Below are 23,544 nucleotides of genomic sequence, written 5' to 3' on the forward strand. Positions count from 1 at the left end.
GGCGTCGGGCGTGAGGACGTGGAGCGCGGGCAGGTTCTGTCGAAGCCGGGCGCGATCACGCCGCACACGAACTTCGAGGCCGAGGCCTACATCCTGACGAAGGAAGAGGGCGGCCGTCACACGCCGTTCTTCACGAACTACCGTCCGCAGTTCTACTTCCGGACGACGGACGTGACGGGCGTGGTGACGCTGCCGGAAGGCACGGAGATGGTGATGCCGGGCGACAACGCGCGGCTGGTGGTCGAGCTGATCCAGCCGATCGCCATGGACGAGGGCCTGCGCTTCGCCATCCGCGAGGGCGGCCGCACCGTCGGCGCCGGCGTCGTCACCAAAGTCGTAAAGTAGTGCTATAGAGGATCGCCGCCGGCACCATACGGCGGCGATGGACTGCAGGAGTGTAGCTCAGTTGGTAGAGCATCGGTCTCCAAAACCGAGGGTCGTGGGTTCGAGTCCCTCCGCTCCTGCCATTATTTGAAGATTGGCGATCATGACGACAAAGAATCCGCTCGAATTCGTCCGTGAGGTCAGGGCCGAGGTGGCCCGGGTCACCTGGCCGACGCGGCGCGAGACCATGATCACCACGAGCATGGTGTTCATCTTCGTCGTCATCTCGTCGCTATTCTTCCTTGTGGCCGACAAGATCATTGGCTTCGTCGTGAAGCTTCTCCTCGGGGTTTCCTGACATGGCTCATCGCTGGTACGTCGTCCACGCCTACTCGGGCTTCGAGAACAAGGTTGCCCAGTCGATCCGCGAACAGGCCGGAAAGAAGGGCCTGGACGACGAGATCACCGAGGTCATCGTGCCGACCGAGGAAGTCGTCGAGGTCCGCCGCGGCAGCAAGGTGAACACCGAGCGCAAGTTCTTCCCGGGCTACGTGCTCGTGAAGATGGACCTCACGGACGATTCCTGGCACCTGGTCAAGAACACGGCCAAGGTCACGGGCTTCCTGGGCGGCGGCGGTCGCGGCAAGCCGGTGCCGATCTCCGAGGCGGAGGCCAACCGCATCCTGAAGCAGGTCCAGGAGGGTGTGGAGCGTCCCAAGCCCGCCGTCAGCTTCGAGATTGGCGAACAGGTCAAGGTGGCCGACGGCCCCTTTGCCTCCTTCAACGGCACCGTCGAGGATGTGGACGAGGAACGGGCCCGGGTGAAGGTCGCCGTTTCGATCTTCGGCCGGTCGACTCCGGTCGAACTCGACTACGCGCAGGTGGAAAAGATCTGATTCGTTCCCATATCGGGGAACAAAATCAGGGTTGTGGCGGGCGGTCTTATTTGGTAGATCGCGCGCCCTTGAGCGGGCTGGCCGTGTGCCAGCCTTTTCTCATGAGGTGGGTCGAGGCCGAAAATCCTTCCGGATCAAGGGCTTGATCTTAGTTTGGTGCGGGAGGCCTGCCATGGCCGGACCGCGCCGCCCACAGGAAAGGGGCATACATGGCTAAAAAGATCCAAGCCTACGTCAAGCTGCAAGTGCCGGCTGGCAAGGCCAATCCGTCTCCGCCGATCGGGCCTGCGCTCGGTCAGCAGGGCGTCAACATCATGGAATTCTGCAAGCAGTTCAACGCCAAGACGCAGAAGATGGAACCGGGCATGCCGATCCCGGTGGTCATCACCGTGTTCCAGGACCGCAGCTTCACGTTCGTCACCAAGACGCCGCCGGTGACCTACTTCCTGAAGAAGGCAGCCGGCATCGAGTCTGGCGCCAAGACGGTCGGCACGCAGATCGTCGGCAAGGTTACGACGAAGCAGGTCCGCGAGATCGCCGAGCAGAAGATGCCGGATCTCAACTGCGACAGCGTCGACTCAGCGATGGCCCAGGTGGTGGGCTCGGCCCGCTCGATGGGCCTCCAGGTGGTGGAGTAGGACCATGGCCAAGGGCAAGCGTTACAAGGCGGTGTCCGCCACGGTCGACCGCGAGAAGATGTACCCGCTCGATGAGGCGGTGAAGATCGTCAAGGCCAACGCCAAGGCGAAGTTCGACGAGACCATCGAGGTCGCGATGAACCTCGGTATCGATCCGCGCCACGCCGACCAGGCGGTGCGCGGCATGATCGAGCTGCCGAACGGCACGGGCAAGTCGGTGCGCGTGGCGGTGTTCGCCCGTGGCCCGAAGGCTGACGAGGCCAAGGCGGCCGGTGCCGACCTGGTCGGCGCAGAGGACCTGGCGGAGAAGATCAATGGCGGCGAGATGGCGTTCGAGCGCTGCATCGCCACGCCGGACATGATGGGCATCGTCGGCCGTCTCGGTAAGGTGCTGGGCCCGCGCGGCCTGATGCCGAACCCGAAGCTCGGCACGGTGACGCAGGACGTCGCCGCCGCTGTTAAGGCCGCCAAGGCCGGTTCGATCGAGTTCCGCGCCGAGAAGGCTGGCATCATTCATGCTGGCGTCGGCAAGGCCTCGTTCAGCGAGGAGGCGATCACAGCCAACGTCAAGGCGCTGGTCGCGGCCATCAACCGTGCAAAGCCGAGCGGCGCCAAGGGCACCTTCATCAAGAAGGTGTCGCTGAGTTCCACGATGGGTCCGGGCATCAAGCTCGACCCGGCCACCGCGATCACCTGAGCGCGGGCGCCAGAGTTTCAGAGTTTCCGCCGTGGGCTTCGGCCCGCGGCGGAGGGAGCGAAGAGACCGAATGGTCTCCCGCTCCACCTGTCCGAGACCACCGGTACTTTGCCTTTCGGGGCGGAGTGTAAAGGGGAAACCCGCCAGTGCAGACGGGGGCAAGGGAATCGACGCTGCATCACCTGATGCGCGCACGTGCCCGAACTTCCGGGGCAGGCGAACCGGACCGCAAGGTCTCCGTGTCGCGCTAACCCGCTAACGGAGGCTGCGCAGTCTGTAACGCAGCCGGTCCGATCCGGATCCTCCGGAGCGGACCTTTGTTGGAGAAAGCCGTGAATCGTTCGGAAAAGGCCGAAGCGATCGTCGAGCTGAACCAGATCTTCAAGGACGCCAACCTGATGGTGATTACTCGCCAGTCTGGTCTGACGGTTCAGGAAGTGACGGACCTGCGTCGCAAGATCAGGGCAGCCGGCGCAAGCTACAAGGTCACGAAGAATCGGCTCACGCTCCGTGCCCTCGAGGGCACGGCCTTCCAGGCGCTCGGCCCCATGTTCACGGGACCGACTGCCATCGCCTATTCCAAGGATCCGGTCGCAGCGGCGAAAGTCGTCGCGGCCTATGCCAAGGGCAACGAAAAGCTGACCATCGTCGGCGGTTCTTTGGGTGGAGAAACTCTGGACGTCGCTGGCGTCCAGGCTCTCGCCACCCTGCCGTCCCTCGATGCTCTGCGCGGCACGATCATCGGCCTCCTGCAGGCTCCGGCGACCAAGGTCGCTGGCGTTCTGGTGGCGCCGGCCGGTCAGCTCGCTCGTGTGTTCGGGGCCTATGGAGCCAAGGAAGAGGGCGCGGAGGCGGCGTAAGTCATCGTCATCGACATCACGTTATCGAAGTTCGGGTTATAGGAGACTAAAATGGCTAATCTCGAGAAGCTGGTCGAAGAACTGTCGGCCCTGACGGTCCTTGAGGCCGCTCAGCTCAGCAAGCTGCTGGAAGAGAAGTGGGGCGTCAGCGCCGCCGCTCCGGTCGCCGTTGCCGCCGCCGGCGGTGGCGCTGCTGCCGCTCCGGTCGAAGTGAAGGACGAGTTCAACGTCATTCTCACTGCCGCCGGCGACAAGAAGATCAACGTCATCAAGGCGGTGCGTGAGATCACGGGCCTCGGCCTCAAGGAAGCCAAGGACCTCGTCGAGGCCGCTCCCAAGGCGGTCAAGGAAGGCGTGCCGAAGGCCGATGCCGAGAAGCTCAAGGCGAAGCTCGAGGCCGAAGGCGCCAAGGTCGAGCTCAAGTAGGACATTTACCGGCCGGGCCGGCTTCCTTCGGGAGGCCGGCCCGTTCGGGCCTCTTTTCCGAACGGACTTCCCCGCGGGGTCCGTTCCGACAAGTGGCCCTCTGCGACGGATGGGGCGAACGGCTGGCGGGCCGGGAGCTCCGAGAAAGCAGCGGGTGTTTATCACCGCCCTTGAACCTTCGAGGACGCAGGATGGCCACGGCCTTCAATACGCGCAAACGGATTCGTCGTTTCTTCGGCCACATCGAATCGGTGGCGCCGATGCCGAACCTCATCGAGGTCCAGAAGAGCTCCTACGAGAGCTTCCTCCAGCGCGTCACGCCGGCGGCCAAGCGCACGCAGTCCGGACTCCAGGAAGTCTTCCGCGGCGTTTTCCCGATCAAGGACTTCGCCGAGCGCGCCAGCCTCGAGTTCGTGAAGTACGAGTTCGAGGAGCCCAAGTACGACGTCGAGGAATGCCAGCAGCGCGGCATCACCTATGCCGCCCCGCTGAAGGTCACGCTGCAGCTCGTCGTGTGGGACATCGACGAGGAGGCCGGCTCGCGCTCCATCCGCGATATCAAGGAGCAGGACGTCTACATGGGCGACATGCCGCTCATGACCGACAACGGCACCTTCATCGTGAACGGCACCGAGCGCGTGATCGTCTCTCAGATGCACCGTTCGCCGGGCGTCTTCTTCGACCACGACAAGGGCAAGACCCACAGCTCGGGCAAGTACCTGTTCGCCGCCCGCATCATCCCGTACCGCGGCTCGTGGCTCGACTTCGAGTTCGACGCCAAGGACCTGATCCATGTCCGCATCGATCGTCGCCGCAAGATCCCGGTGACGACGCTGCTGCTGGCGCTCGACAACGACGCCACGTGGAAGAAGCGCCTGGCTGCCATTGCCAAGGGCCAGACGCTCGACCCGTCGGAGGCCCAGGGCATGTCGCCGGAGGAGATCCTCGCGGCGTTCTACGGCCAGGTCGTCTACACGCGCGAGAAGGACGGCTGGAACACGCCGTTCGAGGCCGAGTCGATGCGCGGCGTGAAGCTGACGCACGACCTGGTGAACGGCAAGACCGGCAAGTCGGTCGCCGACGCCGGCACCAAGATGACGCCGCGCCTGCTCAACAAGCTCAAGGAAGCGGGCCTGAAGGAAATCCGTGTCTCGGCGGAAGAGCTGATCGGCCGCTACGCCGCGCTCGACGTCATCAACGAGAAGACGGGCGAGATCTACGTCGAGGCCGGCCAGGAGATCACCGAGGCCGTGCTCGAGCTGTTCGACGAGAACGGCATCGACCTGCTGCCGACGCTCGCGATCGACCACGTCAATGTCGGTCCGTACATCCGCAACACGCTGGCCGCCGACAAGAACTCGAACCGCGAAGAAGCGCTGCTCGACGTCTACCGCGTCATGCGCCCGGGCGAGCCGCCGACACTCGAGCAGGCCGAGACCCTGTTTCAGGGCCTGCTGTTCGACATCGACCGCTACGACCTGTCGCCGGTCGGCCGCGTGAAGATGAACATGCGCCTCGATTTCGAGGGCGTGCCCGACACCCAGCGCACGCTGCGCCGCGAGGACATCCTGGCGGTGGTGCGCGTCCTGCACGGCCTCAAGGACGGCCGCGGCGAGATTGACGACATCGACCATCTCGGCAACCGCCGCGTCCGCTCGGTCGGCGAGCTGATGGAGAACCAGTATCGGGTCGGCCTGCTGCGCATGGAGCGGGCGATCCGCGAGCGCATGAGCTCGATCGACATCGACACCGTGATGCCGCACGACCTGATCAACGCCAAGCCGGCGGCGGCGGCGGTGCGCGAGTTCTTCGGCTCCTCGCAGCTCTCGCAGTTCATGGACCAGACCAACCCGCTGTCGGAAGTGACCCACAAGCGTCGTCTCTCGGCGCTTGGACCGGGCGGCCTGACCCGTGAGCGTGCCGGCTTCGAGGTGCGCGACGTGCATCCGACGCATTACGGCCGCATCTGCCCGATCGAGACGCCGGAAGGCCCGAACATCGGCCTGATCAACTCGCTGGCGACCTATGCGCGCGTGAACCAGTACGGTTTCATCGAGAGCCCGTACCGCAAGGTCGTGGCCGGTCGCGTGACCGACGAGGTGGTCTATCTCTCCGCGATGGAAGAGGGCCGCTACACGGTCGCCCAGGCCAACGCCGAGATCGACGCCAAGGGCAAGTTCGTGTCCGAGCTGGTGCAGTGCCGCAAGGGCGGCGAGTACATCCTCGGCAGGCCCGAGACCATCGACTTCGTCGACGTCTCGCCCAAGCAGATCGTCTCGGTCGCCGCGGCGCTCATCCCGTTCCTCGAGAACGACGACGCCAACCGCGCGCTGATGGGCTCGAACATGCAGCGCCAGGCGGTGCCGCTCATCCAGGCCGAATCGCCGCTGGTCGGCACCGGCATGGAAGAGGTCGTCGCCCGCGACTCCGGCGTCGCCATCTCGGCACGCCGCAGCGGCATCGTCGACCAGGTGGACGCCATGCGTATCGTGGTGCGCGCGACGGACGATGTCGGCCCGAACCGCCCGGCGGTCGACATCTACAACCTGCTGAAGTTCCAGCGCTCCAACCAGAGCACCTGCATCACCCAGAAGCCGCTCGTGCGAGTCGGCGACACGGTGAAGAAGGGTGACATCGTGGCCGACGGACCGTCGACGCAGAACGGCGAGCTAGCACTCGGCCGCAACGTGCTCGTCGCGTTCATGCCTTGGAATGGCTACAACTTCGAGGACTCGATCCTCCTCTCCGAGCGCATCGTGCGCGATGACGTCTTCACCTCGATCCACATCGAGGAGTTCGAGGTCATGGCCCGCGACACCAAGCTCGGGCAGGAAGAAATCAGCCGCGACATCCCGAACGTCGGCGAGGAGGCTCTCAAGAACCTCGACGAGGCGGGCATCGTCTATATCGGCGCCGAGGTGAAGGCGGGCGACATCCTGGTCGGCAAGGTGACGCCCAAGGGCGAGAGCCCGATGACCCCGGAAGAGAAGCTGCTGCGCGCCATCTTCGGCGAGAAAGCCGCGGACGTGCGCGACACCTCGCTGAAGGTGCCGCCGGGTGTCGAGGGCACCGTCGTCGAGGTTCGCGTGTTCAACCGCCGCGGCGTCGACAAGGACGAGCGCGCGCTCGCCATCGAGCGTGACGAGATCGAGCGTCTCGCCAAGGACCGCGACGACGAAAAGGCCATCCTCGAGCGCAGCTTCTACAGCCAGCTCCAGGAAATGCTGATGAACCAGGTGGTTGCCGGCGGGCTCAAGGGCCTGAAGCCGGGCACCAAGGTCGTCGACACGGTGCTGGGCGAGTACACGCCGGGCCAGTGGCGCCAGATCGCCGTCAAGGCGGACAAGAAGCAGGCCGAGATCGAGGCGTTGAACAAGCAGTTCGACGAGTCGATGAAGCGCCTGCAGGACCGGTTCGACAGCAAGGTCGACAAGCTGCAGCGCGGCGACGAACTGCCGCCGGGCGTGATGAAGATGGTCAAGGTCTTCGTTGCGACCAAGCGCAAGCTGCAGCCGGGCGACAAGATGGCCGGCCGTCACGGCAACAAGGGCGTCATCTCGCGCATCATGCCGCTGGAGGACATGCCGTACCTCGAGGAGGGCGGCCCGGTCGACATCGTGCTGAACCCGCTCGGCGTGCCGTCGCGCATGAACGTCGGTCAGATCCTCGAGACCCATCTCGGCTGGGCCGCGTCGGGCCTTGGCAAGAAGATCGGCAAGATGCTCGAGGACGCGCGCGAGGTTTCGGTCGCGCAGATCAAGAAGCAGCTGCGCGAGATCTATGGCGAGAAGGCCTTCAAGGCCGACATCGCCGACCTCGGCGACGAGCAGACGATCGAGCTCGCCCGCAACCTGAGCAAGGGCGTGCCCTTCGCGTCGCCGGTGTTCGACGGCGCGCACGAGCCCGACATCGTCGAGATGCTGGAGATGGCCGGTCTCGACAAGTCGGGCCAGGTCACCCTGATCGATGGCCGCACCGGCGAGCCGTTCGACCGCAAGGTGACCGTCGGCTACATCTACATGCTGAAGCTGCACCATCTCGTGGACGACAAGATCCACGCGCGCTCGATCGGGCCGTACAGCCTGGTCACCCAGCAGCCGCTGGGCGGCAAGGCGCAGTTCGGCGGACAGCGCTTCGGCGAGATGGAGGTGTGGGCGCTGGAAGCCTACGGCGCCGCCTACACGCTGCAGGAGATCCTCACCGTCAAGTCGGACGACGTGGCCGGCCGCACCAAGGTCTACGAGGCCATCGTGCGCGGCGACGACACGTTCGAGGCGGGTATCCCCGAATCCTTCAACGTGCTGGTCAAGGAGCTGCGCTCCCTGGGCCTCAACGTCGAATTGAACCAGTCGATCACCTGAGGGTGATCGACCTCCCGCCTTCGCGAATTACGTCCACAGCACAGTAGGACAACAATGACCGACCTGATCAACGTACTGGGCCAGCCGCAGGGCACCCCGACCTTCGACGAGATCCGCATCTCGATCGCCAGCCCCGAGCGCATCCGCACCTGGAGCCACGGCGAGATCAAGAAGCCGGAAACCATCAACTACCGGACGTTCAAGCCGGAGCGTGACGGCCTGTTCTGCGCCCGCATCTTCGGGCCGATCAAGGACTACGAGTGCCTGTGCGGCAAGTACAAGCGCATGAAGTTCCGCGGCATCACCTGCGAGAAGTGCGGCGTCGAGGTGACGCTCACCAAGGTGCGGCGCGAGCGCATGGGCCACATCGAGCTGGCCTCGCCGGTGGCGCACATCTGGTTCCTGAAGTCGCTGCCGAGCCGCATCGGACTGCTGCTCGACATGACGCTGCGCGACCTCGAGCGCATCCTCTATTTCGAGAACTACGTCGTCAGCAATCCCGGCCTGACGCCGCTCAAGTACCGTGAGCTGCTGAACGAGGAGCAGTACCTCAACGCGCTCGACGAGTACGGCGAGGGCTCCTTCGAGGCAGAGATCGGCGCCGAGGCGATCCGCGGCATGCTGCAGGCGATCGACCTCAACGAGGAGCGCCCGCGCCTGCGCGAGGAACTGCGCGAGACGACGTCAGAGGCCAAGCGCAAGAAGCTGGTGAAGCGGCTCAAGCTTTGCGAGAACTTCATCGAGTCCGGCGCACGCCCGGAATGGATGATCCTCGAGCTGGTGCCGGTGATCCCGCCCGAACTGCGCCCGCTGGTGCCGCTCGACGGCGGCCGTTTCGCGACGTCGGACCTCAACGACCTCTACCGCCGCGTCATCAACCGCAACAACCGCCTGAAGCGGCTGATGGAGCTGCGTGCGCCCGACATCATCGTGCGCAACGAGAAGCGCATGCTGCAGGAGTCGGTCGACGCCCTGTTCGACAACGGCCGTCGCGGCCGCGTCATCACCGGCGCCAACAAGCGTCCGCTGAAGTCGCTGAGCGACATGCTGAAGGGCAAGCAGGGACGCTTCCGCCAGAACCTGCTCGGCAAGCGCGTCGACTATTCCGGCCGTTCGGTCATCGTGGTCGGTCCCGAGCTCAAGCTGCACCAGTGCGGCCTGCCGAAGAAGATGGCGCTCGAGCTGTTCAAGCCGTTCATCTATTCGCGCCTGCAGAACTACGGCATGGCCAACACGATCAAGGCCGCCAAGCGCATGGTCGAGAAGGAGCGGCCGGAAGTGTGGGACATCCTCGAGGAGGTCATCCGCGAGCATCCCGTGCTGCTGAACCGCGCGCCGACGCTGCACCGCCTGGGCATCCAGGCGTTCGAGCCGGTGCTCATCGAGGGCAAGGCGATCCAGCTGCATCCGCTGGTCTGCACGGCCTTCAACGCCGACTTCGACGGTGACCAGATGGCGGTGCACGTGCCGCTCTCCCTGGAAGCCCAGCTCGAGGCGCGCGTGCTGATGATGTCGACCAACAACATCCTGTCGCCGGCGTCGGGCAAGCCGATCATCGTGCCGTCGCAGGACATCGTGCTCGGCATCTACTACATCACGCTGGAGCGCGAGGGCGAGCCGGGCGAGGGTTCGCTGTTCTCCGAGATCGGCGAGCTGGAGCATGCCCTGCACAGCCGCACGCTCTCCATGCACGCGCGCATCAAGATGCGTCTGGAGGCCTACGACGACAAGGGCGTGTTCGCCAAGCGTGTCGTCGAGACCACGCCGGGCCGCATCCTGCTGGCGCAGATCCTGCCCAAGCACGAGAACCTGCCGTTCTCGCTGATCAACCGCCTGCTGACCAAGAAGGACCTGCAGAACGTCATCGACTCCGTCTATCGCCACTGCGGCCAGAAGGAGACGGTGATCTTTGCCGACCGCCTGATGGGTCTCGGCTTCTATCATGCCTGCCGCGCCGGCATCTCGTTCGGCAAGGACGACCTCGTCATCCCGGCGGCCAAGGTCAAGCTGGTTGCCACCACCAACAAGGAAGTGAAGGAGTACGAGCAGCAGTACCAGGACGGCCTGATCACCTCGGGTGAGAAGTACAACAAGGTCGTCGACGCCTGGTCGCGCTGCTCGGACCGGGTCGCCGAGGAAATGATGAAGGGCATCTCGACGCCGCAGCCGGGCAAGCCGGTCAACGCGGTGTGGATGATGGCGCATTCCGGCGCGCGCGGCTCCGCCACGCAGATGAAGCAGCTCGCGGGCATGCGCGGCCTCATGACCAAGCCTTCGGGCGAGATCATCGAGACGCCGATCCTGTCGAACTTCAAGGAAGGCCTCTCGGTGCTGGAGTACTTCAACTCCACCCACGGCGCCCGCAAGGGACTGGCCGACACGGCGCTCAAGACGGCGAACTCCGGTTACCTGACCCGCCGTCTGGTCGACGTGGCGCAGGACTGCATCATCATCGAGGAGGATTGCGGCACCGAACGCGGCCTCACGATGCGTGCGGTCGTCGACGGCGGTGATGTGATCGAGCCGCTCTCGGAGCGGGTCCTCGGTCGTACGGCGCTGGACGACATCGTCGATCCGCTGACCGGCGAGGTGATCAGCAAGGCCGGTGAACTCATCGACGAGGTCAAGGTCGAGCTGATCGACAAGGCCGGCATCGAGGAGCTCCGTATCCGGTCGGTGCTGACCTGCGACACCAAGATCGGCGTCTGCGGCAAGTGCTACGGCCGCGACCTTGCGCGTGGTACGCCGGTGAACATCGGCGAGGCCGTGGGCGTGATCGCCGCGCAGTCGATCGGCGAGCCGGGCACGCAGCTCACGATGCGTACCTTCCACATCGGCGGCGCCGCGCAGCGTGGTGCGGAGCAGTCGAACATCGAGGCGAGCCACGACGGTACCGTCCAGGTGCGCAACCGCAACGTCGTCATCAACAGCTCGGGCGTGCCGGTCGTGATGGGCCGCAACACCGAGATCGTGCTGATCGACGGCGCCCAGCGCGAGCGGGCCAAGCATCGCGTGCCATACGGTGCGCGCCTGCTCGTCGACAGCGACACGGTCGTCGCGAAGGGCCAGAAGCTCGCCGAGTGGGATCCGTACACCCTGCCGATCATCACCGAAAAGGCGGGCAAGGCGGTCTATGTCGATCTCGTCGAAGGCGTGTCCATGCGCGAGGTGATCGACGATTCGACGGGCATCTCCAACAGGGTCGTGGTCGACTGGAAGGGGCAGCCGCGCGGCGGCGACCTGCGTCCGCGCATCGCCATCCACGATGCCGCCGGCAATCCGATCATGCTGGCCAACGGCCAGGAGGCCCGCTACCTGCTGTCGCTCGACTCGGTTCTCTCGGTCGAGAACGGCCAGGACGTCAATGCCGGCGACATTCTCGCGCGTATCCCGCGCGAGGGCGGCAAGAACCGCGACATCACGGGCGGTCTGCCGCGCGTGGCGGAGCTGTTCGAGGCGCGCAAGCCCAAGGATTTCGCGATCATCTGCGACATCTCGGGCCGCATCGAGTTCGGCAAGGACTACAAGAGCAAGCGCCGCATCCTGATCGTGCCGGAAGGCGAGGGGGCGGAGCCGGTCGAGTATCTGATCCCGAAGGGCAAGCGCATCGCCGTCCAGGAAGGCGACTTCGTGGAGCGGGGCGACCTGCTGATCGACGGCAACCCGGTGCCGCACGACATCCTGCGCGTGCTGGGCATCGAGAAGCTGGCCGAGTACCTCGTGAACGAGATCCAGGAGGTCTATCGCCTGCAGGGCGTGAAGATCAACGACAAGCACATCGAGACGATCGCGCGTCAGATGCTGCAGAAGGTCGAGATCACCGACCCCGGCGACACGACCTTCCTGATCGGCGAACAGGTCGACAAGGCGGAGTTCGAGGTGGAGAACGCCAAGATCCTCGCGGAGAAGCTGAGGCCGGCCAAGGCCGACCCGGTGCTGCTGGGCATCACCAAGGCGTCCCTGCAGACCAAGTCGTTCATCTCGGCGGCCTCCTTCCAGGAGACCACCCGCGTGCTGACCGAGGCGGCCGTCAGCGGCCGCGTCGACAACCTGCAGGGGCTGAAGGAGAACGTCATCGTCGGCCGCCTGATCCCGGCCGGTACCGGCGGAGTCGTGAACCGCCTGAAGGCCATCGCCGCGCAGCGCGACCGGGCGATCCTGGCTGCCGGTATCGAGGGCGAGGACGAGCCGGTTCCGACGTTGGAGGAAGAGCGCGCGGCCGACTGATTGGGTCGTCCAGCGAGAAAAATGGAAAGGCCGTCCCCGAAAGGGGGCGGCCTTCCTCAATTGTGGCAGAAGAGCCACAAGACCACTAAATGTAGTTGTTAGATTCTTACGCTTTGCGCGGCGCGCGAGTCAGGAACGAGTCGGATTCCGGCGACTCCAAAATAACCAACGATATCAATGCGAAAAGCATCGCAGCGCGCTTGACGCCTAGGAACAGCAGCCATATAAGCGCGCCACCTCGTCGGAGGGGCTGGTGGTTGGTGGAAGCCAAGACGCAGCCTGACGCCGAGGACCGCTACAAGTCAGGCCACCAGGCCACAAAGTTATCATTTCGCGCGGGGCAGTGCGTTAGTCGCTATGCCCGCGCATATGCTTTGTGTCTATGCGTCGATGTTGGGCGGACCCGAGACGGCGTTAAGGAAACCGGAAATCAATGCCGACTATTAACCAGTTGATCCGCAAGCAGCGCCAGGGCCTGAAGGCCCACAACAAGGTGCCGGCGCTTGAGGCTTGCCCGCAGAAGCGCGGTGTTTGCACCCGCGTCTATACGACGACGCCGAAGAAGCCGAACTCGGCGCTGCGCAAGGTCGCCAAGGTGCGCCTCACCAACGCCTACGAGGTGGTGAGCTACATCCCGGGCGAGGGTCACAATCTGCAGGAGCATTCGGTGGTCATGATTCGCGGTGGTCGCGTGAAGGACCTTCCGGGCGTTCGCTATCATATCATTCGCGGCACCCTCGATACGCAGGGTGTCAAGGACCGCAAGCAGCGCCGTTCGAAGTACGGCGCGAAGCGTCCGAAGTAGGACGAGGGAGGAAAGAATGTCCCGTCGTCGCGCAGCTGAAAAGCGTGAAGTCCTGCCGGACGCGAAGTTCGGCGATATCGTTCTCAGCAAGTTCATGAACACGCTGATGGAGCGTGGCAAGAAGTCGGTCGCCGAGCACATCGTCTATGGTGCGCTCGACGAGGTCGAGGCCAAGCTCAAGCAGGATCCGGTTCCGGCCTTCCATGAGGCGCTGGAGAACGTGAAGCCGGCCGTCGAGGTTCGGTCGCGCCGCGTCGGTGGTGCCACCTATCAGGTTCCCGTCGAGGTCCGCCCGGAGCGCCGTCAGGCGCTGGCGATCCGCTGGATCATCCAGGCCGCCCGCGACCGGTCGGGCCACAGCATGACCGAGAAGCTCTCCGCCGAGCTGCTCGACGCCTTCAATCGTCGCGGCAACGCGGTGAAGAAGCGCGAGGACACTCACAAGATGGCCGACGCCAACAAGGCGTTCGCTCACTACCGCTGGTAAGCGACCTCCAGGCCCCGTCCGAGAAAGCCCAGTTCCATGGCTCGCACTACCCCCATCGCGCACTATCGCAACATCGGCATCATGGCTCACATTGATGCCGGCAAGACGACGACGACCGAGCGCATCCTGTACTACACCGGCAAGTCGCATAAGATCGGCGAAGTCCATGACGGCGCCGCGACGATGGACTGGATGGAGCAGGAGCAGGAGCGCGGCATCACGATCACGTCCGCCGCGACGACGTGCTTCTGGACGGTCGAATCCGGCCCGAACGCCGGCATCAACTATCGCGTCAACATCATCGACACGCCCGGCCACGTCGACTTCACGATCGAGGTCGAGCGGTCGCTTCGCGTTCTCGACGGTGCGGTCTGCGTTTTCGACTCGGTCGCTGGCGTCGAGCCGCAGTCCGAGACGGTGTGGCGCCAGGCCGACAAATACGGCGTGCCGCGCATTTGCTTCGTCAACAAGATGGACCGTACGGGCGCCAACTTCTATCGCACCGTCGAAATGATCGTCGATCGCCTGGGCGCCAAGCCGCTGGTGACGCAGCTGCCGATCGGCTCCGAGGGCGAATACAAGGGTCTTGTTGACCTCGTCGCCAACAAGGCGATCATCTGGCTGGAGGAGACACTCGGCGCGAAGTTCGAGGTCGTCGAGATTCCCGCCGACATGAAGGAAAAGGCTGCGGAATACCGCGCCAAGCTGCTCGATATGGCCGTCGAGCAGGACGATGATGCCATGCAGAAGTTCCTCGACGGCGAGGAGCCCGACTACGACACGCTGATCAAGTGCATCCGCAAGGGCACGATCAACTACTCGTTCGTTCCGATCCTGTGTGGCTCGGCCTTCAAGAACAAGGGCGTGCAGCCCATGCTCGATGCGGTCGTGAACTACCTGCCCGCGCCGACCGACGTCGAGGACGTCAAGGGTGTGAAGATGGGCACCGACGAGCCGATCACGCTGCCGTCAAGCGACGACGCGCCGATGTCCGCACTCGCCTTCAAGATCATGACCGACCCGTTCGTCGGCTCGCTCACCTTCGCTCGCGTCTACTCGGGCGTGCTCCAGTCGGCCACCGGCGTGCTGAACAGCACGAAGGACCGCAAGGAGCGCATCGGCCGTATGCTGCTGATGCACGCCAACGACCGCGAAGACGTGAAGGAAGCCCGCGCTGGTGACATTATCGCGCTTGCGGGTCTCAAGAGTGTCACGACCGGTGATACGCTGTGTGATCCGGACAACGCCGTGATCCTCGAGCGTATGGACTTCCCGGATCCCGTCATCGAACTTGCCATCGAGCCGAAGTCGAAGGCGGACCAAGAGAAGCTCGGTCAGGCGCTCGGTCGTCTCGTCCAGGAAGACCCGACCTTCCGCGTGTCGACCGACCAGGAAACCGGTCAGACCGTCATCAAGGGCATGGGCGAGCTCCATTTGGAGATCAAGGTCGACATCCTGCGTCGCACTTACAAAGTCGATGCCAATGTCGGCGCTCCGCAGGTGGCCTATCGCGAGACGCTCGGCCGCAAGGCGGAGATCGACTACACCCACAAGAAGCAGTCCGGCGGCTCGGGCCAGTTCGCCCGCGTCAAGCTGACCTTCGAACCAGGTGAAGCCGGTTCGGGTTATTCGTTCGAGAACAAGATCGTCGGCGGTTCGATCCCCAAGGAGTTTATTCCTGGCGTCGAGAAGGGCCTCGAGGCGTCGCGCGAAACTGGTGTGCTCGCCGGCTTCCCGGTGATCGACTTCAAGGTCACGCTGACCGACGGCAACTACCATGACGTGGACTCCAGCGTGCTGGCCTTCGAGATCGCCGCCCGCGCGGCGTTCAAAGAGGGCTTGGCCAAGGCGCAGTGCAAGCTGCTCGAGCCGATCATGAAGGTCGAGGTGGTGACACCCGACGACTACATGGGCGACTGCATCGGCGACCTGAACAGCCGCCGGGGCCAGATCCAGGGTATGAACGCCCGGGGTAACGCGCAGGTCATCGACGCGATGGTGCCGCTGGCCAACATGTTCGGCTACGTGAACACGCTGCGTTCGATGACGCAGGGGCGCGCGGCCTACAGCATGACATTCGATCACTACGCTCCTGTGCCGCAGGCCGAGGCTGACAAAGTCGTCGCCAAGCTGGCTGGCTAACAAACGATCTAAGTAAGGAAGACGAACATGTCGAAGGCGAAGTTTGAGCGGAACAAGCCGCACTGCAACATCGGAACGATCGGTCACGTCGATCACGGCAAGACGTCGCTGACGGCGGCGATCACGAAGATCCTGGCGAAGACGGGTGGCGCGACGTTCACGGCCTACGATCAGATCGACAAGGCTCCGGAAGAGCGCGAGCGCGGCATCACGATCTCGACGGCGCACGTGGAGTACGAGACGGCGAACCGTCACTATGCGCACGTGGACTGCCCGGGCCATGCCGACTACGTGAAGAACATGATCACGGGCGCGGCGCAGATGGACGGTGCGATCCTTGTGGTTTCGGCGGCCGACGGCCCGATGCCGCAGACGCGCGAGCACATCCTTCTGGCGCGCCAGGTCGGTGTTCCGGCGCTGGTGGTGTTCATGAACAAGTGCGACATGGTGGACGATCCGGAGCTTCTGGACCTGGTCGAGCTTGAGGTTCGCGAGCTTCTGAAGAGCTACCAGTTCCCGGGCGACGATCTGCCGGTGGTGCGGGGCTCGGCGCTGATGGCGCTGGAGGACAAGAACCCCGAGCTGGGCGAGCAGGCGGTTCTGAAGCTGATGGAAGAGGTCGACAAGTACATTCCGCAGCCTGCGCGCGACAAGGACAAGCCGTTCCTGATGCCGATCGAGGACGTTTTCTCGATCTCGGGCCGCGGCACGGTGGTTACGGGTCGCGTCGAGCGCGGCATTGTGAAGGTGGGCGAGGAAGTCGAGATCGTGGGCCTGAAGGCGACGACGAAGACGACGGTCACGGGCGTCGAGATGTTCCGCAAGCTGCTGGATTCGGGCGAGGCGGGCGACAATATCGGCGCGCTGCTGCGCGGCGTCGGGCGCGAGGACGTGGAGCGCGGCCAGGTTCTGTCGAAGCCGGGCGCGATCACGCCGCACACGAACTTCGAGGCCGAGGCGTACATCCAGACGAAGGAAGAGGGCGGCCGTCACACGCCGTTCTTCACGAACTACCGCCCGCAGTTCTACTTCCGGACGACGGACGTGACGGGCGTGGTGACGCTGCCGGAAGGCACGGAGATGGTGATGCCGGGCGACAACGCGCGGCTGGTGGTCGAGCTGATCCAGCCGATCGCCATGGACGAGGGGCTGCGCTTCGCCATCCGCGAGGGCGGCCGCACCGTCGGCGCCGGCGTCGTCACCAAAGTCGTAAAGTAAACGTAACCGACGCGACAAGGCGAATATCATGGCCATGGACAACACAAACATCCGGATCCGGCTGAAGGCCTTCGATCATCGCGTGCTCGATTCGTCGACCAGCGAGATCGTGAGCACGGCCAAGCGGACGGGCGCGCAGGTGCGCGGGCCCATCCCGCTGCCGACCGGGATCGAGAAGTTCACGGTCAACCGCTCGCCGCACATCGACAAGAAGTCGCGTGAGCAGTTCGAAATCCGCACGCACAAGCGCGTGCTCGATATCGTCGACCCGACGCCGCAGACCGTGGACGCGCTGATGAAGCTCGACCTCGCCTCCGGCGTGGACGTCGAGATCAAGCTCGGCGCCTAAGAGCGGACCAGGAAAGAAGGAAGAAGACCATGCGTTGCGGTCTCGTCACCCAGAAGGTCGGCATGACCCGCGTCTTCAACGACGCCGGGGAGCATGTGCCCGTCACCGTTCTGAAGGTGGATCAGCTGCAGGTTGTTGCTGTCCGCTCGGAAGAGAAGGACAAGTACGTTGCCGTGCAGCTCGGCTATGGCAAGGCCAAGGTAAAGAACGTGACCCAGCCGATGCGCGGTCACTTCGCCAAGGCCAAGGTCGAGCCGAAGAAGAAGCTCGTGGAGTTCCGCGTCGCCAAGGACGCCGTCCTCGAAGTCGGCGCTGAACTGGTGCCGAGCCATTTCGTGCCCGGTCAGTTCGTCGACGTCGTCGGCACCACGATCGGCCGCGGGTTCACCGGCTCGATGGTCCGCTGGAACTTCCACGGCCTCGAGGCCAGCCACGGCGTTTCGGTGTCGCACCGTTCGCATGGTTCGACCGGTAACCGCCAGGATCCCGGCCGTACGTTCCCCGGCAAGAAGATGGCCGGCCACTACGGCAACGAGCGCGTGACCACGCAGAACCTGAAGGTCGTCGCCGTCGACGACGAAAAGGGTCTGCTGCTGGTGTCCGGCGCCGTTCCCGGCCCGGCCAACGGCTACATCATCGTCAAGGACGCCTCCAAGCGCGCCCGTCACAAGGACGCTCCGTACCCGGCCGGCCTGCGCAAGGCTGCTGCCGAGGCGGCGGCTCCGGCGGCTGATGCCGCTCCGCAGGCTTAAGGATCAGATCATGAAGATCGCGGTCAAGACCATTGAAGGCGGCAGCGCGGGCGAGATTGATCTCGCCGACGCGGTGTTTGCCGTCCCCGTCCGCAAGGACATCCTGCAGCGCTGCGTCGTGTGGCAGCTGTCGCACCGCCAGCAGGGCACGCACAAGACCAAGGGGCGCGCCGAGGTCACGGCGACGGCCAAGAAGATGTACGCCCAGAAGGGCACCGGTCGCGCCCGTCACGGCAACGAGGCGGCCCCGCAGTTCCGGGGCGGCGGCAAGGCGTTCGGCCCGGTCGTGCGCAGCCATGCCAGCGACCTGCCCAAGAAGGTCCGCAAGCTGGCGCTGCGAACCGCGCTGTCGGCCAAGGCGGCCGAGGGCAAGCTGATCGTGGTTGAGGCGGCGACTCTGGCCGAGCCGAAGACCGCCCAGCTCAAGGGCCATTTCGGCGCTCTCGGCGTCACCAGTGTCCTGGTGATCGGCGGCGCCGAGATCGATACCAATTTCGCCCGCGCGGCGGCTAACATCGCCCATGTCGATGTGCTGCCGCAGCAGGGCGCGAACGTCTACGACATCCTGCGCCGGGACACGCTGGTGCTTACCAAAGATGCCGTGAAGCACCTCGAGGAGCGTCTGCAATGAGCGCCAAGCGCTACATCCCGCAAACCGTCTCGCGTTCGCGCATGTACGAAGTGATTCGTGCGCCGCTGATCACCGAGAAGACGACCAATGGTTCGGAGCACAGCCAGGTGACCTTCAAGGTCGCCGCGGATGCGACCAAGCCCGAGATCAAGCAGGCCATCGAGGGTCTGTTCAAGGTCAAGGTCAAGGCGGTCAACACCGCCACGGTCAAGGGCAAGAGCAAGGTTTTCCGCGGCCGTCCCGGCGTGCGGAGCGACTGGAAGAAGGCGATCGTCTCGCTGGTCGAGGGTCACAAGATCGACGTGACCACGGGCCTGTAGGACGGGAGACAGAACAATGGCCTTGAAGACATACAAGCCGATCACGCCGTCCCTGCGACAGCTGGTCATCGTCGACCGTTCCGGCCTCTGGAAGGGCAAGCCGGTCAAGGAACTGACGCGCGGCAAGCACAATACCGGCGGACGCAACAACCACGGTCACATCACCAGCTACCATATGGGTGGCGGTCATAAGCGCCGCCTGCGCATCATCGACTTCAAGCGTCGCAAGTTCGACGTCACGGCGACGGTCGAGCGCCTGGAGTACGATCCCAACCGGACGGCGTTCATCGCCCTGGTCAAGTACGCCGACGGCGAGGTCGCCTACATTCTCGCGCCGCAGCGTTTGAAGGCGGGCGACGAGATCGTCTCGGGCGAGCGCGTCGACATCAAGCCGGGCAACGCCATGCCGCTCGCCAACATGCCGGTCGGTACGATCGTGCATAACGTCGAGCTCAAGAAGGGCCGTGGCGGCCAGCTGGCCCGTTCGGCCGGCAATTACGCCCAGCTCGTCGGCAAGGACGCGGGCTACGCCCAGATCAAGCTGAGCTCGGGCGAACTGCGCCTCGTCCCGGGCGAGTGCCTGGCGACCGTCGGCGCGGTGTCGAACCCGGACAACCAGAACATCGTCATCGGCAAGGCCGGCCGTCAGCGTTGGCTCGGCCGTCGCCCGACGGTTCGCGGCGTCGTCATGAACCCGGTCGATCACCCGCACGGCGGCGGCGAAGGCCGCACCTCGGGTGGCCGTCATCCGGTGACGCCGTGGGGCAAGCCGACCAAGGGCAAGAAGACACGCAAGAACAAGGCGACGGACAAGATGATCATCCGCCGCCGGCATGCGACGCGCTAGGAGATAGACAGTGGCACGCTCCGTATGGAAGGGCCCCTTCGTTGAAGGCAGCCTGATCAAGAAGGCAGAGAAGTCGCGCGGCAACATCCGCAGCGAAGTGATCAAGACCTGGTCGCGTCGCTCGACGATCCTGCCGCAGTTCGTCGGCCTGACGTTCGGCGTCTACAACGGCAAGAAGTTCATCCCGGTGAACGTCACCGAGGAGATGGTCGGTCACAAGCTCGGCGAATTCTCGCCGACCCGCACCTTCACCGGCCATGCCGGTGACAAGAAAGTGTCGAAGGATTAACGCGCGATGAGCAAGCCATCCGCTCCCCGCCGTGAGGCGGACAATGAAGCCAAGGCCGTCCTGCGCGCTGTGCGAATCAGCCCGCGCAAGCTCGACCTCGTAGCCGCGACGATCCGCGGCAAGAAGGCCGCGACTGCGGTCAACGAGCTCACCTTCTCCAAGAAGCGGATTGCTCTCGACGTGAAGAAGGCCCTGAATTCGGCCATCGCCAACGCCGAGAACAACCACAACCTCGATGTCGATCGCTTGGTCGTCGCCGAGGCGTCGGTCGGCAAGGGCCTGATCATGAAGCGCTTCCAGACGCGCGGCCGTGGCCGCGCCGCCGGTATCGTCAAGCCGTTCGCTCATCTCACCATCGTGGTGCGTGAGCGGGCCGAGACGGAGGAAAAGTAATGGGTCAGAAGGTCAATCCGATCGGCCTGCGGCTCGGTATCAACCGGACCTGGGATTCGCGCTGGTACGCCGAAGGTGCCGAATATTCGAAGATGCTCCATGAGGACATTCACATCCGCAAGGTGCTGCGCGAGCGGCTGGCCCAGGCGGGTGTCGCGAAGATCATCATCGAGCGTCCGGCCAAGCGCGCCCGCGTGACGATCCACACCGCCCGCCCGGGCGTGGTGATCGGCAAGAAGGGCGCCGACATCGAGAAGCTGCGCGGCGACCTCGCCAAGATGACCAAGGGTGAAGTGGCCCTGAACATCGTCGAGATCCGCAAGCCCGAGGTCGACGCGACGCTGATCGCCGAGAACATCGCCCAGCAGCTCGAGCGCCGCGTTGCGTTCCGCCGCGCCATGAAGCGCGCCGTTCAGTCGGCGATGCGTCTGGGCGCTCTCGGTATCCGTATCAACTGCTCGGGTCGTCTCGGCGGCTCTGAAATCGCCCGCATGGAATGGTACCGCGAAGGTCGCGTTCCGCTGCACACGCTGCGCGCCGACATCGACTATGGGACCGCCACGGCGTTCACCACCTTCGGCACCTGCGGCGTGAAGGTCTGGGTGTTCAAGGGCGAGATCATGGCGCATGACCCGATGGCGCACGACAAGCGCGCCGAGGAAGCCGCTCCGCAACGGACGCCGGCGCGGGTCGAGCGCACCGAGCAGAGGGACGCGTAAACTACCATGCTGCAACCCAAGCGCACCAAGTACCGCAAGGCCTTCAAGGGCCGTATCAGTGGCGCTGCCAAGGGCGGCTTCAACCTCGACTTCGGCTCCTATGGGCTGAAGGCGATGGAGCCGGATCGCCTGACGGCGCGCCAGATCGAGGCGGCCCGCCGCGCCATCACGCGTCACATGAAGCGTGCCGGCCGCGTGTGGATCCGTGTGTTCCCGGACGTTCCGGTGTCGAAGAAGCCGGCGGAAGTCCGCATGGGCTCCGGCAAGGGCGCGCCCGAATTCTGGGCCGCGCGCGTGAAGCCGGGCCGCATCCTGTTCGAACTGGAAGGCGTGTCCGGCACGATCGCCAAGGAAGCCCTAGCGCTCGGCGCAGCCAAGCTGCCGATCAAGACCCGCTTCGTTTCTCGCGTCGGCGCCGAAGGCTGAGGGAGAAGGACATGAAGGCCACCGATCTGCGCCCCAAGACCAACGACGAGCTCAAGAGCGAGCTCGGCAACCTTCGCAAGGAGGCGTTCAACCTGCGCTTCCAGAAGGCTGGGGGCCAGCTGCAGAAGACTTCCCGCGCGCGCCAGATTCGTCGCGACATCGCCCGCATCAAGACGGTGCAGGGCGAGAAGGCCGCCGGTTAAGGAGCACGAAATGCCGAAGCGTATCCTGGAAGGCGTCATCGTCAGCGACAAGATGGACAAGACCATCGTCGTGAAGGTCGAGCGTCGCGTTCAGCACCCGATCTACAAGAAGTTCATTCGCAAGTCGAAGAAGTATCACGCGCACGACGAAGCCAATGCCTGCAAGGGCAAGATCGGCGAGATCGTTCGTATCCGCGAGTGCCGCCCGTTGTCCAAGACCAAGAGCTGGGAAGTTCTGGTCGAAGGCGCCAAGGCTTAAGCGGTCGGAGCATTAAGTCATGATTCAGATGCGAACCAACCTCGAGGTCGCCGATAATTCGGGCGCCCGTCGAGTCCAGTGCATCAAGGTGCTGGGCGGCTCACGTCGCAAGTACGCCAGCGTCGGCGACGTCATCGTCGTGTCGATCAAGGAAGCCATTCCGCGCGGCAAGGTCAAGAAGGGCGAGGTGCATCGCGCCGTCGTCGTCCGTACGTCGTTCGCGCTGCGCCGCCCCGACGGCAGCGCCATCCGCTTCGACCGCAATGCCGCCGTCCTCATCAGCAAGCAGGACGAGCCGATCGGCACGCGTATCTTCGGACCGGTGACGCGCGAGCTGCGCGCCAAGAAGTTCATGAAGATCATCTCGCTTGCGCCTGAGGTGCTCTAGCCATGGCAACGAAACTGAAGATCAAGAAGGGCGACCGGGTGAAGGTCATCACCGGTGGCAGCAAGGGCAAGGTAGGCGACGTCCTGCGTGTTTTCCCCAAGGAGAACCGCCTGGTCGTTTCCGGCGTCAACATGATCAAGCGCCACACCAAGCCCAGCCGTGCGGAAGCCGGCGGCATCATCGAACGCGAGGCCACGATCCACGTCTCCAACGTGGCCCTGCTGGATCCCAAATCGGATAAGCCGACGAAAGTCGGTTTCCGGTTCCTTGAAGACGGCCGCAAGGTACGCGTAGCGCGTGCCTCCGGCGAGACCATCGACCGCTAGGAGAACGGGCCATGCCCGCGCGTCTGCAAGAGCACTATAACCAGTCCGTGCGCGAAGCGCTTACGAAGGAGTTCTCCTATCAGAACCCCTTCCAGGTGCCGAAGCTCGACAAGATCGTCATCAACATGGGCGTCGGCGAGGCGGTCAACGACCGCAAGGCCGTCGATGGCGCCGTGGCCGACCTGACGGCGATCACCGGCCAGAAGCCGGTCATCACCCGGTCGCGCAAGTCGATCGCGACGTTCAAGTTGCGTGAAGGCATGGCGATCGGCGCCAAGGTCACGCTGCGTCGCGACCGGATGTACGAGTTCATCGATCGCCTGATCAACATCGCCCTGCCGCGCGTCCGCGACTTCCGCGGCCTGAACGGCAAGTCGTTCGACGGCAATGGCAACTACGCCATGGGCCTGAAGGAGCAGATCGTGTTCCCCGAGATCGACTACGACAAGGTCGACCAGGTGCGCGGTATGGACATCATCATCTGCACGTCGGCGAAGACGGACGCGGAAGCTAGGTCGCTTCTTCGCGCTTTCAACTTCCCCTTCGTGAACTGAGGCCGGA

At 64.4% G+C, this 23,544-nt stretch carries 26 protein-coding genes, 1 tRNA gene and 1 pseudogene; all 28 read left to right on the plus strand.

Annotation, left to right across the window (positions count from 1 at the left end):
• A pseudogene (gene tuf / locus Q7V45_RS04435) lies at positions 1-345 on the plus strand (elongation factor Tu); the annotation flags it as partial.
• A gap of 46 nt (positions 346-391) precedes the next feature.
• A tRNA-Trp gene (locus Q7V45_RS04440) sits at positions 392-467 on the plus strand.
• Positions 468-487: 20 nt separating this feature from the next.
• Positions 488-682: a preprotein translocase subunit SecE gene (gene secE, locus Q7V45_RS04445; protein WP_304847622.1), complete on the plus strand. Its 195-nt coding sequence runs from the start codon at positions 488-490 to the stop codon at positions 680-682.
• A gap of 1 nt (position 683) precedes the next feature.
• A complete protein-coding gene (gene nusG, locus Q7V45_RS04450) occupies positions 684-1,220 on the plus strand; it encodes a transcription termination/antitermination protein NusG (protein WP_304847624.1) in 537 nt (178 codons plus the stop codon).
• A gap of 209 nt (positions 1,221-1,429) precedes the next feature.
• Entirely contained in the window at positions 1,430-1,858 is a 429-nt protein-coding gene (gene rplK / locus Q7V45_RS04455; RefSeq protein WP_304847629.1) for a 50S ribosomal protein L11, read from the plus strand.
• A gap of 4 nt (positions 1,859-1,862) precedes the next feature.
• Entirely contained in the window at positions 1,863-2,555 is a 693-nt protein-coding gene (rplA, locus tag Q7V45_RS04460) for a 50S ribosomal protein L1 (protein ID WP_304847632.1), read from the plus strand.
• Positions 2,556-2,887: 332 nt separating this feature from the next.
• The gene (gene rplJ, locus Q7V45_RS04465; protein ID WP_304847635.1) at positions 2,888-3,415 is read left to right on the plus strand and encodes a 50S ribosomal protein L10; all 528 of its coding nucleotides are present in this window, start codon (positions 2,888-2,890) and stop codon (positions 3,413-3,415) included.
• A gap of 51 nt (positions 3,416-3,466) precedes the next feature.
• A complete protein-coding gene (gene rplL / locus Q7V45_RS04470) occupies positions 3,467-3,841 on the plus strand; it encodes a 50S ribosomal protein L7/L12 (protein WP_304847638.1) in 375 nt (124 codons plus the stop codon).
• Positions 3,842-4,032: 191 nt separating this feature from the next.
• The gene (gene rpoB / locus Q7V45_RS04475; protein WP_304847641.1) at positions 4,033-8,202 is read left to right on the plus strand and encodes a DNA-directed RNA polymerase subunit beta; all 4,170 of its coding nucleotides are present in this window, start codon (positions 4,033-4,035) and stop codon (positions 8,200-8,202) included.
• 54 nt (positions 8,203-8,256) lie between these two features.
• Positions 8,257-12,429, plus strand: coding sequence for a DNA-directed RNA polymerase subunit beta' (rpoC, locus tag Q7V45_RS04480; RefSeq protein WP_304847644.1), 4,173 nt, complete (start codon positions 8,257-8,259; stop codon positions 12,427-12,429).
• Between the two features lie 433 nt (positions 12,430-12,862).
• Positions 12,863-13,234: a 30S ribosomal protein S12 gene (rpsL, locus tag Q7V45_RS04485; protein WP_298313471.1), complete on the plus strand. Its 372-nt coding sequence runs from the start codon at positions 12,863-12,865 to the stop codon at positions 13,232-13,234.
• 16 nt (positions 13,235-13,250) lie between these two features.
• Positions 13,251-13,721 carry a 30S ribosomal protein S7 gene (gene rpsG, locus Q7V45_RS04490; protein ID WP_068199663.1) on the plus strand — a complete coding sequence of 157 codons (471 nt, stop codon included), beginning with the start codon at positions 13,251-13,253 and terminating at the stop codon, positions 13,719-13,721.
• Between the two features lie 36 nt (positions 13,722-13,757).
• A complete protein-coding gene (gene fusA, locus Q7V45_RS04495) occupies positions 13,758-15,863 on the plus strand; it encodes an elongation factor G (RefSeq protein ID WP_304847655.1) in 2,106 nt (701 codons plus the stop codon).
• 27 nt (positions 15,864-15,890) lie between these two features.
• A complete protein-coding gene (gene tuf, locus Q7V45_RS04500) occupies positions 15,891-17,081 on the plus strand; it encodes an elongation factor Tu (RefSeq protein WP_304847658.1) in 1,191 nt (396 codons plus the stop codon).
• Between the two features lie 34 nt (positions 17,082-17,115).
• A complete protein-coding gene (gene rpsJ / locus Q7V45_RS04505) occupies positions 17,116-17,430 on the plus strand; it encodes a 30S ribosomal protein S10 (RefSeq protein WP_068198221.1) in 315 nt (104 codons plus the stop codon).
• Positions 17,431-17,459: 29 nt separating this feature from the next.
• On the plus strand, positions 17,460-18,182 hold the full coding sequence (gene rplC, locus Q7V45_RS04510; protein ID WP_304847661.1) for a 50S ribosomal protein L3: 723 nt from the start codon (positions 17,460-17,462) through the stop codon (positions 18,180-18,182).
• 10 nt (positions 18,183-18,192) lie between these two features.
• Positions 18,193-18,813, plus strand: a complete 621-nt coding sequence (gene rplD, locus Q7V45_RS04515; protein ID WP_304847664.1) for a 50S ribosomal protein L4 — start codon at positions 18,193-18,195, stop codon at positions 18,811-18,813.
• Positions 18,810-19,133 (plus strand): 50S ribosomal protein L23, encoded by a 324-nt coding sequence (locus Q7V45_RS04520; RefSeq protein ID WP_304847667.1) that lies wholly within the window; start codon positions 18,810-18,812, stop codon positions 19,131-19,133. The genes rplD and Q7V45_RS04520 overlap by 4 nt, the downstream gene beginning before the upstream one ends.
• Before the next feature lie 16 nt (positions 19,134-19,149).
• A complete protein-coding gene (rplB, locus tag Q7V45_RS04525) occupies positions 19,150-19,980 on the plus strand; it encodes a 50S ribosomal protein L2 (protein WP_304847670.1) in 831 nt (276 codons plus the stop codon).
• A gap of 10 nt (positions 19,981-19,990) precedes the next feature.
• Positions 19,991-20,269, plus strand: a complete 279-nt coding sequence (rpsS, locus tag Q7V45_RS04530) for a 30S ribosomal protein S19 (protein WP_304847675.1) — start codon at positions 19,991-19,993, stop codon at positions 20,267-20,269.
• Positions 20,270-20,275: 6 nt separating this feature from the next.
• Positions 20,276-20,662 (plus strand): 50S ribosomal protein L22, encoded by a 387-nt coding sequence (rplV, locus tag Q7V45_RS04535; protein WP_304847678.1) that lies wholly within the window; start codon positions 20,276-20,278, stop codon positions 20,660-20,662.
• Positions 20,662-21,381 carry a 30S ribosomal protein S3 gene (gene rpsC / locus Q7V45_RS04540; RefSeq protein ID WP_304847681.1) on the plus strand — a complete coding sequence of 240 codons (720 nt, stop codon included), beginning with the start codon at positions 20,662-20,664 and terminating at the stop codon, positions 21,379-21,381. Before rplV ends, rpsC begins: the two co-directional genes overlap by 1 nt.
• A gap of 6 nt (positions 21,382-21,387) precedes the next feature.
• A complete protein-coding gene (gene rplP / locus Q7V45_RS04545) occupies positions 21,388-21,807 on the plus strand; it encodes a 50S ribosomal protein L16 (RefSeq protein ID WP_230552238.1) in 420 nt (139 codons plus the stop codon).
• Between the two features lie 11 nt (positions 21,808-21,818).
• A complete protein-coding gene (gene rpmC / locus Q7V45_RS04550; protein ID WP_304847693.1) occupies positions 21,819-22,010 on the plus strand; it encodes a 50S ribosomal protein L29 in 192 nt (63 codons plus the stop codon).
• A 10-nt stretch (positions 22,011-22,020) separates the two neighbouring features.
• Entirely contained in the window at positions 22,021-22,269 is a 249-nt protein-coding gene (rpsQ, locus tag Q7V45_RS04555) for a 30S ribosomal protein S17 (RefSeq protein WP_304847696.1), read from the plus strand.
• A 19-nt stretch (positions 22,270-22,288) separates the two neighbouring features.
• Positions 22,289-22,657, plus strand: coding sequence for a 50S ribosomal protein L14 (rplN, locus tag Q7V45_RS04560; protein ID WP_068188012.1), 369 nt, complete (start codon positions 22,289-22,291; stop codon positions 22,655-22,657).
• A 2-nt stretch (positions 22,658-22,659) separates the two neighbouring features.
• Positions 22,660-22,983, plus strand: coding sequence for a 50S ribosomal protein L24 (gene rplX, locus Q7V45_RS04565; RefSeq protein WP_304847703.1), 324 nt, complete (start codon positions 22,660-22,662; stop codon positions 22,981-22,983).
• An 11-nt stretch (positions 22,984-22,994) separates the two neighbouring features.
• Positions 22,995-23,537, plus strand: coding sequence for a 50S ribosomal protein L5 (rplE, locus tag Q7V45_RS04570; protein ID WP_304847706.1), 543 nt, complete (start codon positions 22,995-22,997; stop codon positions 23,535-23,537).
• Positions 23,538-23,544 lie beyond the last annotated feature (7 nt).

It is taken from the genome of Reyranella sp. (assembly GCF_030651995.1).
Lineage (GTDB): Bacteria > Pseudomonadota > Alphaproteobacteria > Reyranellales > Reyranellaceae > Reyranella.

Excerpts from the sequence above, each read along its gene's own strand:
- secE (WP_304847622.1), top strand. The coding sequence starts at position 488 with ATGACGACAAAGAATCCGCTCGAATTCGTCCGTGAGGTCAGGGCCGAG.
- nusG (WP_304847624.1), top strand. The coding sequence starts at position 684 with ATGGCTCATCGCTGGTACGTCGTCCACGCCTACTCGGGCTTCGAGAAC.
- rplK (WP_304847629.1), top strand. The coding sequence starts at position 1,430 with ATGGCTAAAAAGATCCAAGCCTACGTCAAGCTGCAAGTGCCGGCTGGC.
- rplA (WP_304847632.1), top strand. The coding sequence starts at position 1,863 with ATGGCCAAGGGCAAGCGTTACAAGGCGGTGTCCGCCACGGTCGACCGC.
- rplL (WP_304847638.1), top strand. The coding sequence starts at position 3,467 with ATGGCTAATCTCGAGAAGCTGGTCGAAGAACTGTCGGCCCTGACGGTC.
- rpoB (WP_304847641.1), top strand. The coding sequence starts at position 4,033 with ATGGCCACGGCCTTCAATACGCGCAAACGGATTCGTCGTTTCTTCGGC.
- rpoC (WP_304847644.1), top strand. The coding sequence starts at position 8,257 with ATGACCGACCTGATCAACGTACTGGGCCAGCCGCAGGGCACCCCGACC.
- rpsL (WP_298313471.1), top strand. The coding sequence starts at position 12,863 with ATGCCGACTATTAACCAGTTGATCCGCAAGCAGCGCCAGGGCCTGAAG.
- rpsG (WP_068199663.1), top strand. The coding sequence starts at position 13,251 with ATGTCCCGTCGTCGCGCAGCTGAAAAGCGTGAAGTCCTGCCGGACGCG.
- fusA (WP_304847655.1), top strand. The coding sequence starts at position 13,758 with ATGGCTCGCACTACCCCCATCGCGCACTATCGCAACATCGGCATCATG.
- tuf (WP_304847658.1), top strand. The coding sequence starts at position 15,891 with ATGTCGAAGGCGAAGTTTGAGCGGAACAAGCCGCACTGCAACATCGGA.
- rpsJ (WP_068198221.1), top strand. The coding sequence starts at position 17,116 with ATGGACAACACAAACATCCGGATCCGGCTGAAGGCCTTCGATCATCGC.
- rplC (WP_304847661.1), top strand. The coding sequence starts at position 17,460 with ATGCGTTGCGGTCTCGTCACCCAGAAGGTCGGCATGACCCGCGTCTTC.
- rplD (WP_304847664.1), top strand. The coding sequence starts at position 18,193 with ATGAAGATCGCGGTCAAGACCATTGAAGGCGGCAGCGCGGGCGAGATT.
- Q7V45_RS04520 (WP_304847667.1), top strand. The coding sequence starts at position 18,810 with ATGAGCGCCAAGCGCTACATCCCGCAAACCGTCTCGCGTTCGCGCATG.
- rplB (WP_304847670.1), top strand. The coding sequence starts at position 19,150 with ATGGCCTTGAAGACATACAAGCCGATCACGCCGTCCCTGCGACAGCTG.
- rplV (WP_304847678.1), top strand. The coding sequence starts at position 20,276 with ATGAGCAAGCCATCCGCTCCCCGCCGTGAGGCGGACAATGAAGCCAAG.
- rpsC (WP_304847681.1), top strand. The coding sequence starts at position 20,662 with ATGGGTCAGAAGGTCAATCCGATCGGCCTGCGGCTCGGTATCAACCGG.
- rplP (WP_230552238.1), top strand. The coding sequence starts at position 21,388 with ATGCTGCAACCCAAGCGCACCAAGTACCGCAAGGCCTTCAAGGGCCGT.
- rpmC (WP_304847693.1), top strand. The coding sequence starts at position 21,819 with ATGAAGGCCACCGATCTGCGCCCCAAGACCAACGACGAGCTCAAGAGC.
- rpsQ (WP_304847696.1), top strand. The coding sequence starts at position 22,021 with ATGCCGAAGCGTATCCTGGAAGGCGTCATCGTCAGCGACAAGATGGAC.
- rplN (WP_068188012.1), top strand. The coding sequence starts at position 22,289 with ATGATTCAGATGCGAACCAACCTCGAGGTCGCCGATAATTCGGGCGCC.
- rplX (WP_304847703.1), top strand. The coding sequence starts at position 22,660 with ATGGCAACGAAACTGAAGATCAAGAAGGGCGACCGGGTGAAGGTCATC.
- rplE (WP_304847706.1), top strand. The coding sequence starts at position 22,995 with ATGCCCGCGCGTCTGCAAGAGCACTATAACCAGTCCGTGCGCGAAGCG.